Consider the following 11,732-nt stretch of genomic DNA (forward strand, 5'->3'; position numbering starts at 1 on the left):
TTAACATAATTTTATAATTCGTAGAAGACAATTTGTAAATTATTCTCAAAATAAAAGCCTTTTTGCTAATAAAAAAACAACGACTATCGTTCTTTTCAAAAAGTAATTGCTTATGAATAATCTTTTTCAAATTTTAAAAAAATATATAAACACCTTTCACTCTCTTTTAGAATTACATTCTCAAATCCAAAATCAAAGGCGCTTTTGTTGTATTGGGATCTATGTACAAATCGGATGCTTTAATCTGCAGGACTTCCACTTCCATAAAACGCTCATCAAAATTTAGTATTCTTTTTAGTATTTCAGATTTCTCTTCAAGAAAATCCTGAAGCTGATTTGACAATACATCCTGTACCAAAAGCAAGCGAATAGATTCTTTTAATTCTTTAGTCGACGATAATTGAATTTGAAAAGCGGTCGCTTCCTTTGTTAAAAAAGTAAAATCTTCTAAATCGTAATGTTGTTCGCTGACAATAAAAGATTTGCTTTCTCTTGATTTTAATTCTAAAAATGGCTTTCCGTCTACAATAGTCCATCGGCCTAAATCACCGATGGCATATCTAAAAACAGGAAATCTTTTTCTAAAAGTATTGGTAACCGCAATCGTACCATATCCCTCTGAATCTGGATTCATGATTTCGATGATGATTCCTTTAATAACTGAAAACAAGGAAGGATTTTCGGTAACATTACACCATGCCCAGATTCCGGTTTCGGCAGAACCATATAGCGAATAGATTTGCTTTGTTCCAAATGTTTTCTGCAAAAACTTTTGAATGTTAGGTCTTAAAAATTCACCTCCATAAAGCAGATTTTCTATTTCTAGTTTTTGATTGTTTTCTTCTAAAAACTGAGCAAAGCATAATAATTTTGAAGGCGTTCCCATTATAAAATCAGGTTTAAAATAATGAGCTGCGTATTCCATATCCTCGTAAGTTGCGTGAGAGCTCAATGCCAATGTTGTCGAATTACATTTTTCTAAAATATCATCCATAATGGCCGCTGTACGATACATATCAGAATAGCCAAAAATATTTAAGGCAATCGTTTTGGGCATAAAAAAATCATGCTTTGTAAGTTCGGCTGCCAACGCCAAACGCTGCTTCTGATTTTCTTGAATATCAACAGGAAAAACCAGCGGGCTCTGCGTACTACCCCCCGAACGCACCAAATACACGCCGGTTTTTTCACTGTGAATGTTAAATTTATTTTTCAAAATAGGCAGCAGTTCTTTTTTACTCAACATTGGAGCTTCTTCTGCTGTTTTATATTCCTTATAAAATTCTATGTACAAAGGATTTTCTTTGGCCAATTCAAAATAATCCGTTAATTCTACAGATTCTTTTTCAGGGTAAATACTTACTGAATGCATTGTTTAGCGGTTTCTTTTTTTGAAATAATAATAGTTTTTAATCAGTCTTTCGGCATGACAAAACGCAAATAAAAATTTTTGCCTCCAGTTTGGAAGTCTTTCCATGGCATGGTTAAACCATCGTTGCGACAACATTCCCATTAATTGTTGATCGTATCGATCTGCACTTTTACGGTATCTTTTTAAAAGAACTGGAGTTTTCAGTTCTTTCCATTTTTTATAATTGATTCGTGACAGGCTGCCTTCTACTTCTCGAACTTCAATACAGACTCTATGCAGCAAGCCCGCACGTGGCTTTTTTTTCATATTTTTCAGGACACGATACCAAAAATCAATTCCTTCGTTAAGGGATTCATTTGTTTCGTATCGAACATTTTCTAGACATGCTCTTTTAATGATAACATTACTGCCAACACCCATAATAAAATCTGGAGCGCTGATAGTATGCAGGATATCGGGTATTAAAAACAAATCACCTGGAAGTGCTGTCAATTCGTTTTCAAAAGATTTTATTTTGGGCAAAAAACACTGTGACGGAATCAATAAAATTCCGAGTACCAAAACATCTAAATTTTCTTGTTTCATCAGCAAATCAGCATCTTTCAAACAAGTTGGAGCATAATAATCATCTGCATCCAAAAAGCTGATCAATTCACCTTCTGCTTTTTCAATTCCGATATTGCGTGCGTTTCCTGGGCCTTTGTTTTCCTTCAATTCAACGATTCTAATAATGGTCTGCAAAAACTGAGGAGCAAAAAACGATAACGTCTCTTTTAAAACAAACAAACTCTGATCTGTACTGCAGTCGTCAACAATAATGATTTCAAATGCTTTTTTTTCTTGAAAAGCCAACGAACGAATTGCTTCAGCTATATAAGATTCTTTGTTGTAAAGCGGAATAACAATAGTATGTTTCATGTTTTTATTAATCTGATATTGGATAAATCAATGCTCTTCCTTGATGAACATTTACAATCGATTCGTCTGAACCACGAAACAAACCCGAACCATAGGTTTTATCATCTTTGCACAGCAACATTCCAACCAGATGAATTTTGCGTTGGTTTTCTAAATCGTCAAATTCTTTCTGATCTACAAAATGCTGAACGAGGTATTTATTCCAATTCTCTCTTATGATTTTTTCCCATTGTTTAGGCGTGCAATCGTTTTTGACATAAGCCCCAATTCCTCTTCCGCCACTGTTTAATTTTAAGATTAAATTTTCTTCACAATAAATAAAACGTTCGCAATCAATGGAATGCTGGATTACATAACTCGGAATGAGATATTTTTTTAAAAACTCGTAATCTTCTTTTTCTAAATAATCGGCCATAAGCTGCTCGTCAAACATTACGGCTAAAACCCTTTTGTCGTGAATTAAAATCAAGGTTCTGATATCATTGAAATAAGAATTCTGTTCAATCAGAATATCGATAACCTCTGGGTTTATTTTTTTTAGTTCTTCCCGATCCATTTCCAATATAAATTTTGAAACCGGTTCTCCATTTATCAAAATTGAATTATCTGACGCCATCAAATCTTGGGGTTTTGCAGAAATCAATTCAATCCCCAATTTTGCTAATTCCTTTTGCAGGTAAAAAATTTCCGTTCCTTTTTCGTCATCGTGAATAAGTCCGATTTTTTTATCGGGAATAAATTGATGATGCAAATCAGCAATAAGATTTATAAGATTCGTATTTTGTATTTTTTCATTTTCATGAATGATGATTCGGTCGTTTATCAACTGAAGATAATAGCTTATCATCCATCCGTTTAAAGGATATCGCGCACCTATTTCGCAAATTTTTGCTTGATTGTTCTCATCATATAAAAAATCAGGGCGGTAAAAACCCTGATTATATATTTGGCTGCTGCATTTTTTCAACAAAGCTTCGAGTTCTTTATCGAGCTGATAATAGTCTCGAATTCTTTTATCTTCAAAATAATTTAAAACAATTGCCTTACAAGCCTTATTTAGAACAGAACATAAACGATGCATTTCGTTGTGATATGCTACGGGAATTTTAACCGAAGAACCTGCAAAAAAACTTCGATCTAATCCGGAATCATTTTTAAAATATTCCGAAAAAAGCAGATTCCACTTTTCCTGGTTTTCGATTTGGTTTTTCTCGAGTGTAATTTGAGATGTCGTTTCTTTACTTGTAATAATCATTTTTCAGCAAATAGTTGTTACAGACTAACTTCTTCAACTTCCATAACATCTTCCATTACGGTAGCTTTCTTGTTTAAATAATCACTGATTATTTCTCCTAAATCATACGATTCAAGATCTACATTCATCGCTTTGGCATAATGAAAAATTGCGCTTACGGCAAAAAAGAAGTGATTTTTTTCAGTAGGCCCGCAGTGCACGCTTATCCACGCCAACGTTTTCTCGCGTTCTTCCTCAGAAAATCCGTAATCATTTGTAAGCCAAGCTTCAAATTTTGGAAGAATATATTCAACTTCTCCGTGCGTATAGATTTCATGAATCAAAGTTGTAAGCAAAGCAATCATGATATCTTTATTTCGAAGCGAATTCTGGTCTTTCCATTTCTTAAAATCATAGGCACTTTCGTTTAGGTAACGACGTGAAAGCCAATCATCATTTCGAGTAATATCGGTTGCCATAGTATAAAACAACTGAGAATGCAGGACACGGCCAACGACTGCCAAATCTTCATCGACAATTCGGTTTAAACTGGTAATAGCCTGTAACAATGCTTTTTCGTCTTCAATCGGTTTGTTTTTGTGAACTAACATTGTGATTCGGTTACTGATTCCGGCAACCGTCATTGCACTGTTGTTGGTTTGGCTCCAGCTGTGAAAAAATCTTTTTAAACGCTCGTTGTCCTGAGGTTTTGATGTTAGTTGCTGAAAACTTTTTTCAATTTTTGAAAATTCATTCTCATGAGTTGGAAGATACTTCAATAATTGTGTTTTTAAATGTGATTCTTCCATATCACCGATAACCGGAAGAATGATTGAACTTAGATTGGACATGATTTTTAGTTTTAATTAGTTACTATTTGATTTATTTGTTTTTGGATTTTAGTTTAACTGAAATTCTATTGCAGAATTTTCAGTCTAGGATTTTGAGCGGTAATATTTTATTTTTCTGATGACATCAATATCCTCAACATGATATTGTTGGAGCCATTCGGCCTGATCAAAATAAACGCATCTTGATTCGGCGATAACTACAATAGATTTGTTTAATGAAATCTGATAAAGCTTGTCTAATAATTCGGCATACTGAAAATCAAAAAGAGGATTGTAGATATAAAAAATCGTCCCGTCTGAAATGTTGGTTTTTAAAATATCGCCGCAGGTTGCTGTTGCGTTTTTTAATTTTTCATCTTCAATTAAAGTACTGCAAACCTCGTGGCGTTCTTTCAGGATTTCAATTCCCTTAAATGACGCATCAGGATATTTTATGGCTCCGAATAAAATGATGTTTCCGTAACCCGAACCTAAATCATAAAAAACCGTTTTGTTTGTCATCTCCAGATGATCAAAAAGATTCGATAAAAAACTGGAAGATCCATAACGATAAGAATTTAGACCGTATCTGATTGTAATTTCGGACAGGCTCAGATTTTCTTCAATAGTGTCTAGTTGTCGGTCAATTTCTAATTGAATTTTTTTAAGCAGTTCCATATTATCTCATCATTAATAATTCTAATTTTTCTAGTGAGCGTTTGGCCTTTTCCATTTTCACGGCATATTCATCATTTACTTTCTGAATATCGGCGTTGCAGAAACTGCAGGTTGATTCTTCTTCATAAACATAATTATCGCAACCGTTGCAGAGTTTAAGTGCTTTTGGCATTCTTGGCGCTCTGTCTGTAAAATCTTCTTTCGGAATTATGGGACTGTTATGAGGTGATTGTATTTCGACGATTTCTCCTTTTTCGTTCTCTACGATTATTTCAAACAAACCGATATCAAATGACAATCCTGGCGCTTCTTGAATTTTTCTAATGCGTTCGCGAAGTCCTTTCTTTTTTAATTCCAAAGCACGATGGTGGCAAAAAGGATTATTTCCTCTCTTTCCAAAAAGAACATGACTGGTCCAAGTACATCCTGCAAGGCATGAAGACTCATAATAACAGCCTTTACATCCTCCCCATAATTCTTCTTTATTTCTATATCTAGAGAAAACCATTTCTTCGCTGTATTTCCAGATATCTTCGATTTTCATATCTTTTACGTTTCCTCCGGTGTAGCCGTTGGTGGGTAAAGACGGACAGCCTTTTATTTTTCCATCTGCTTCAATACCGATTCCGGTATGTCCGGCCGAACAACCTGTAAAATATTTTTCGTTGCCCTGTCTCCAAATATGTTCGTACGGTCCAAAATAACCAATGTTGTTTCCGGCCTGCACCAATACATTGTTTGCCAAAGCTTTGCGGTATAATACTATCAGCTTTTCGTAAAAGTCTATTAATTCATAAGGTTGCAGCAGCAATTCGTCTGCATGGTCAACGGCATTTCCCATGGCAACAGCCAACTGAATCTGCCAGTTTCTCACGCCATTCGCTATCAAAACATCTAGAAGATCACTCAGTTCGTCTACATTCAATTTTGTGATAACTGTATTGACACTTGACGGAATATCATGTGCCTTAAGCAGTTGAAGACAATGAATAACATGTTCAAAAGAATCTCTTCTTCCTCTTATTTTATTATGTGTTTCAGGCATTCCATCAATAGAAACACCTATATTTCTTATCCCAGCGATTTTGGCACTGCTGATTCTTTCTTCGTTGAGATTATAAGCGCCAGACTGCATAGAACATTCAATACCGCTTTCGTTGATTCTTTCAATTATTTCAAGCCAGTCTTTTCGTAAAAAAGCTTCCCCTCCAATGATGGTTATTTCTCTTGTACCAAGACGCTTCAGACTATCAATAACCTCAAAGCATTGTTCTGTAGTTAGTTCGCCAGGTCTCACTTTTCCGGCTCTCGAACCGCAATGCGAGCATTTTAGATTACAGGCAAGTGTAATCTCCCACACAACATGAACGGGTGTTGCCGTTTCATAATCGTCTCTCACTCTGTATCGTATAGAAGTCTTATCCATCATAATTCGTTTTAGGGTTTTCTTACTTATTTTAAAAAACGGTTTATCAAGTCTTGCTTCATAAACCGTTCTTCTCAAGACTACTTTTTCAAGCTTTCAATTGCTTCAAGCAATTCTACCAACGCAGCGCTTAAGTCTCCCTGTTCTTTCACAGTTTGTTTGGCTTGTTCTGCAACTGCTTTCATTTTTTCCAAATCATTTGAAGCGATTGCCTCTCTGATTCCTGCGGCGTAAAGCACTATTACTCCCATAATCTTTTTGTTTTTTAGTTATTCCTACTCGTAAGGTTTTTCGGTTCCACCCTTGTTTTTACTGAACAAGACAGTTGTTTTGCTCTTTATTTTTCGTTTTCTAAAGTTTCTATTGCTGCAAGCAACTCAAGAAGAGCACCGGCTAAATCGCCTTGTTCTTTTAAAGTTTGTTTTGCCTGTTCTGCAATAGCCTGCATTTGTGCTAAATCATTTGAAGCTAATGCTTCTCTGATTGCTGCTCCGTATGGCATAATTACTCCCATGATTCTATTTTTTAGATTAATTAAACTGATTTTGGAATAGCCTTTTATTCAAAAGGTCCAAACTGATGAAGAAAAATAGCCGGTTCGTTGGGATTAATGCAAGTCAGATTCCCCATTGTAAATGTTTGGCCGTCTTTGTTTTTTCCGGTAATCATAATATTTTTCAAACCTGGTCTTAATGGCCCGACACGATTACCGCTTTTCACTTCTACTCCCATTTCGTGTGGTGTACCAGTTCTTGTAGCGATAACATTTCCTGATCCGTTTTCGATTAACAGTATTTCTCCAATTGCTGGTGGCGGAAATGACTGCGTAACAGTAATATCCGTTAAAGGTCCAAGTGTTATGTACTCGGGTAAAGCTTCTGCATTAAACGTATCATTTTCTGGTTTAAGAAGTGTAATTGTTCTACCAAATTCAGGGTTATCGCTTGTGTTTGTGCAATACATCCATGGAGTAGTAAACGAACTTCCATCCTCTGTTTCTCCTGTTGCAAAATACTTTTGGTGTACTCCAAGTTTGTTTTTTTGCGTTGCATCAGTTAAATTTAAATTGTAAAATATAGAAGTAAGTAATGTTCCTACAGCATATGTCCCACTCGCTCCTTCGATTACAGGAAGAATAACAGGTCCGATTCCCCCGCCTTTCCAATCTATATAAGGATACACATTTACATTTTTGACTTTTCTAGGTATAGGTTGCATAATATTTAATTTTTTGGGTCTTACTCGTATGGCTTTTCAGGTTTCGCCTCCACTTTTTACTGTGCGGATCAGTTCGTTTTTTTTTGTGGGTTCTGCTCCACAATTAAAAATGTAAAATATAAGCAGCTGCATTAATCTCATTCTAAAATTACTCTTGATAGCTAGACCTTTATCTAAAAATGTCACAGAACTGAATATTCTATGTCATAAAAGACAAAAAACAAGTTATAAGATAATTCCTAAAATAAAGTTCTTGCTCAAAATAAACTTTCAAATATTTTTGAAAGTTTGAAAACTTTTGCATACATTTGTCTCATGGAATTCAAAGAAGCAAAAAATAAATTCGTTCAGACTTGGGGAGCTTTAGGTTCTCAATGGGGAATTAATAAAACCATGGCACAGATTCATGCTTTATTAATGGTCTCTAGCGATGCTGTTTCTATGGAAGAAATTATGGAAGAATTGCAGATTTCACGTGGCAATGCCAGCATGAACCTAAGAGCTTTAATGGATTGGGGAATTGTCTATAAAGAATTTAAAGCCGGAGAAAGAAAAGAGTTTTTTACGGCCGAAAAAGATTTAGATGAATTGGCGGCAAAAATTTCGAGAGAAAGAAGCAAACGCGAAATCAAACCTGCGCTTAAAATCTTAAAAGAAGTTTCTACTATCGAAGCGAATCAGTCAGAAGAAGAAAAACACTTCGTAGAACAGACTTCTAAACTATACGATTTTGTTTTAAAAGCGGATAATATGCTGGATAAAATGACTGAATTTAATGATAATTGGCTTGGAAAACTGGTTATAAAAATGATGAAATAAAAAAATTTAATAAAAACTTTCATTTTTTTCTGAAAGTTTAAAACAATCAGTAGTTATGAAAACAATAAAAAACATTAACGCATTTGCTGTCGGACTGCCACTTATAATCCTGATGACTTATCCTATTACTAAAGAAGGCGCTTTTATTTATGCCTTGTTAGCTACGATTGTTACCGGAGCACTACAGCTTTTAATTGCATTAAAATTGCTTTTCGACAACAGATTTGCTAAGCCGATTTATATCTATTTTGCTGGAGTCGTACTGTTTTTTGTTTTATGGAACATTTATCCAGAAACTAATTTCTATTTGACCATTTCCTATTTCATATTTTCGCTCCCACCATTATTAGCGCTTTATCTTTCTGTATTAATTTATAAGATTAAATAATTCATTTTCACTTAAAAAAATTTAAAAACATCTTTCATTATTTTCTGAAAGTTTAAAAAATAAAAAAATGAACACATTAAGACAAATTAATATTCTAGCTTTCGTAATCTGTATACTGCTTTATCTGACATGTTACTTCCGTTTCGCAGGACAAGCGTTTCTCACAGTAGTTCAAATTGTTACGGCAATAATTCTGAGCATCATACTTTTTTCGAAACCTAAAAATATTCAAATCAAAAAACAGCTTCGCCTGTACTGGCTTATTACAATTTTGAATATGGTAATCTTATTTTGGTTCTTCAGCATCATAATGTGGAATGATTTTTTGCAGGTCGTTTTTGTAACAATAATTCCAAATGTTACAGCAATATATTTTCTTAGAATACTAACTAAATACCAAAAAATATCATGAACTTCTTAAAAGCAGAATGGAAAAATTTAGCACTTTTCAATTACGAAATTGATGCTAAAATATTAGAAAAATATATTCCCGCCGGAACTGAGATTGATGTTTGGAACAACAAATGTTATGTAAGCTTGGTCGGATTTATGTTTAAAAACACAAAAGTTTTAGGAATAAAAGTACCGTTTCATGTCAATTTTGAAGAAGTGAATTTGCGATTTTATGTAAAACGTTTTGAAAATGGAGAATGGAAACGTGGCGTAGTTTTCATCAAAGAAATTGTCCCGAAAAAAGCCATCACTTTTATTGCGAATACTTTGTATCAGGAACATTATGAAACTCAAAAGATGCAACATGAAATCATCGAAAACGAAGAGACAAACACTTTTGTTTATCAATGGAAAAATAAAGGAAAATGGAATACGATTACGTTAGAGACGCAAAAAAATCTAACAGAAATCGAAACAGGTTCTGAAGCCGAGTTCATTACCGAAGATTACTTCGGATATACCAAAATAAATGACAAAACCACTTTTGAGTATGAAGTTACGCATCCGAGATGGGAACAATTGAAAGTTCTAAATCAAAAAACAGCTATTGATTTTGGAAAAACATACGGACCAGATTTTGAGTGTCTTCAAAATGTAAAACCTACATCTGTTTTCTTGGCAAAAGGTTCTAAAATCGAAGTTAAGAATAAAAGGAAACTCGAAATTAAAGAAGAATATGAAATGGCAATCTAAATATCTAAATCATGAACCTTAATATACCAGCTTATTTCATTTACCTCAGCATCACGATTCTCATTATTGTGAAAGTTGGAAAAATCTGCTATAAAAACGGAAATGTTTATGTCGCAGAACTGATTCCGGATCATACCGAAATCTGCCAAAAATTAAATCAGGTTTTGCTCATGGGTTATTACCTCTTAAATATCGGTTACTGTGCCATGACCTTGATTTCCTGGCAAAAAATTATTTCCTGGACTCAGTTAATCGAAATAATCAGTACAAAAACGGCTGTTATAATTTTTATTATTTCAGTTCTGCATTACTTCAACATTTTTATAATTACAAAATACATTCAAAAACTAATCAAATAACTTAAAATCAAACAACTATGGAAACTACAAAAATTTTAATCGGATACATCATTTATTTACCAGTTGCGCTATTTTTAACGTATTATGTTTCTAAAACTTTGTTTCAAAATGGAAAAATCTTTATGCTAGACATTTTTAAAGGCCGTGAAGAAATCGCCGAAGCAACCAACAGAATTTTTGAAACCGGATTTTATCTTTTAAATATTGGTTTTGCGTTAATGATTTTACGATTAAATTTAGACACAAATACCTATCAAGAATTGGTAGAAAGATTAAGCTACAAAATCGGAGGTTTTGCAATTTATCTCGGAATCATGTTATTCTTCAATCTATATTTCTTTTTTAGAGGAAAAAGAAAAGCTAAAGAAGCACTACAAGAAGAACGTTTGGTTTTTAAAGCTTAATGCTACAGTAGAAACCTAACAGATTTTTAGAATCTGTTAGGTTTAACTAAATCTGTTTTTACTTATTCAACCTGAATTAATTGGTACAATTCGCACCTTAAATCTTAATGCCATGAAAACGCTCGAAAACCAAACTTTATTATATGACGAAGATTGTCCGCTTTGCAGTTTGTATACAACTGGCTTTATAAAAGCAGGCATGCTTGACCAAAACGGCAGAAAACCGTACTGTAATGTTAGCATCGAAGAACAAGATTTTGTAGATGTAAAACGTGCAGCAAATGAAATTGCTCTAATCGATTACAATACAAAAACTACAACGTATGGCATTGACAGTTTGATTAAAGTAATTGGTTTTTCTTTTCCATGGATTGAAAAAATTATTGCGACAAAACCAGTTTATTTTCTATTAAGAAAACTCTATTCTTTTGTGTCTTACAATCGAAAAGTTATTATTCCCGCACAAGCGAAAAAAGACAAACTCGAATGCGTTCCTGATTTCAATTTCAAATACAGATTTCTTTTTATCTTATTTGCGATCAGCGTTACAACCTTGGTTTTGTTCTCTTATTCTAATTTGATTGTAAACTTTCCTAAAAGCACCATTACAAGAGAACTTATTTTGGCTTTCGGACAAATCGTTTTTCAGGCTTTGTTTTTATTCAAATTAGACAGCAAAACAATTGTCAATTATGCGGGCAATTTAATGACGGTCTCTTTATTTGGGTCTTTGATTTTAAGTCCCGTCTTAATTTTAAGTCAATTTATTATGCTTCCGCAAATGATGATTCTAGGTTGGTTTGGCGCTACGGTTTTGATTATGTTTTTAGAGCATTCTAGAAGAATTAAAATTTTAAAGCTTCCTTTTTTTCTATCTTTCCCATGGATTCTTTATCGAATTATTGCGTTGTTTCTAATTTTAAATTAATCTCTTAACGAA

15 protein-coding genes are annotated in these 11,732 nt (G+C 33.8%); 6 read left to right on the forward strand and 9 right to left on the reverse strand.

The genetic code is table 11. The annotated features are described in order from the left end of the window. Positions 1–172: 172 nt before the first annotated feature. From ACFFLS_RS18310 to ACFFLS_RS18350, 9 genes are all read right to left on the reverse strand, one after another. Entirely contained in the window at positions 173–1,372 is a 1,200-nt protein-coding gene (locus ACFFLS_RS18310; protein ID WP_379683558.1) for a phenylacetate--CoA ligase family protein, read from the reverse strand. 3 nt (positions 1,373–1,375) lie between these two features. Further along, positions 1,376–2,290: a glycosyltransferase family 2 protein gene (locus ACFFLS_RS18315; RefSeq protein ID WP_379683559.1), complete on the reverse strand. Its 915-nt coding sequence runs from the start codon at positions 2,288–2,290 to the stop codon at positions 1,376–1,378. Between the two features lie 7 nt (positions 2,291–2,297). Beyond that, positions 2,298–3,545: an ATP-grasp domain-containing protein gene (locus ACFFLS_RS18320; protein ID WP_379683560.1), complete on the reverse strand. Its 1,248-nt coding sequence runs from the start codon at positions 3,543–3,545 to the stop codon at positions 2,298–2,300. 17 nt (positions 3,546–3,562) lie between these two features. Next, a complete protein-coding gene (locus ACFFLS_RS18325) occupies positions 3,563–4,375 on the reverse strand; it encodes a hypothetical protein (RefSeq protein ID WP_379683561.1) in 813 nt (270 codons plus the stop codon). An 84-nt stretch (positions 4,376–4,459) separates the two neighbouring features. Then, positions 4,460–5,032 (reverse strand): class I SAM-dependent methyltransferase, encoded by a 573-nt coding sequence (locus ACFFLS_RS18330; protein ID WP_379683562.1) that lies wholly within the window; start codon positions 5,030–5,032, stop codon positions 4,460–4,462. A gap of 1 nt (position 5,033) precedes the next feature. Further along, positions 5,034–6,536 (reverse strand): radical SAM protein, encoded by a 1,503-nt coding sequence (locus ACFFLS_RS18335; protein ID WP_379683563.1) that lies wholly within the window; start codon positions 6,534–6,536, stop codon positions 5,034–5,036. Between the two features lie 2 nt (positions 6,537–6,538). Beyond that, positions 6,539–6,709, reverse strand: a complete 171-nt coding sequence (locus ACFFLS_RS18340; protein ID WP_379683564.1) for a DUF1843 domain-containing protein — start codon at positions 6,707–6,709, stop codon at positions 6,539–6,541. Between the two features lie 86 nt (positions 6,710–6,795). Next, on the reverse strand, positions 6,796–6,972 hold the full coding sequence (locus ACFFLS_RS18345; protein ID WP_379683565.1) for a DUF1843 domain-containing protein: 177 nt from the start codon (positions 6,970–6,972) through the stop codon (positions 6,796–6,798). A gap of 44 nt (positions 6,973–7,016) precedes the next feature. Then, a complete protein-coding gene (locus ACFFLS_RS18350; protein WP_379683566.1) occupies positions 7,017–7,676 on the reverse strand; it encodes a hypothetical protein in 660 nt (219 codons plus the stop codon). A 315-nt stretch (positions 7,677–7,991) separates the two neighbouring features. On the opposite strand from ACFFLS_RS18350, the gene ACFFLS_RS18355 reads away from it, so the two are divergent. The 6 genes from ACFFLS_RS18355 (at position 7,992) to ACFFLS_RS18380 (ending at position 11,720) form a co-directional block, all read left to right on the forward strand. Next, positions 7,992–8,495, forward strand: a complete 504-nt coding sequence (locus ACFFLS_RS18355; RefSeq protein ID WP_379683567.1) for a GbsR/MarR family transcriptional regulator — start codon at positions 7,992–7,994, stop codon at positions 8,493–8,495. Positions 8,496–8,550: 55 nt separating this feature from the next. Then, positions 8,551–8,883: a hypothetical protein gene (locus ACFFLS_RS18360; protein WP_379683568.1), complete on the forward strand. Its 333-nt coding sequence runs from the start codon at positions 8,551–8,553 to the stop codon at positions 8,881–8,883. A gap of 408 nt (positions 8,884–9,291) precedes the next feature. Further along, entirely contained in the window at positions 9,292–10,029 is a 738-nt protein-coding gene (locus ACFFLS_RS18365) for a YqjF family protein (RefSeq protein WP_379683569.1), read from the forward strand. An 11-nt stretch (positions 10,030–10,040) separates the two neighbouring features. Continuing rightward, a complete protein-coding gene (locus tag ACFFLS_RS18370) occupies positions 10,041–10,388 on the forward strand; it encodes a hypothetical protein (RefSeq protein ID WP_379683570.1) in 348 nt (115 codons plus the stop codon). 17 nt (positions 10,389–10,405) lie between these two features. Continuing rightward, positions 10,406–10,792, forward strand: coding sequence for a hypothetical protein (locus tag ACFFLS_RS18375; RefSeq protein WP_379683571.1), 387 nt, complete (start codon positions 10,406–10,408; stop codon positions 10,790–10,792). A 112-nt stretch (positions 10,793–10,904) separates the two neighbouring features. Continuing rightward, positions 10,905–11,720 carry a thiol-disulfide oxidoreductase DCC family protein gene (locus tag ACFFLS_RS18380; RefSeq protein WP_379683572.1) on the forward strand — a complete coding sequence of 272 codons (816 nt, stop codon included), beginning with the start codon at positions 10,905–10,907 and terminating at the stop codon, positions 11,718–11,720. Positions 11,721–11,732 lie beyond the last annotated feature (12 nt).

Origin of the sequence: Flavobacterium procerum, assembly GCF_042431625.1 — a bacterium.
Classification (GTDB): Bacteria; Bacteroidota; Bacteroidia; order Flavobacteriales; family Flavobacteriaceae; genus Flavobacterium; species Flavobacterium procerum.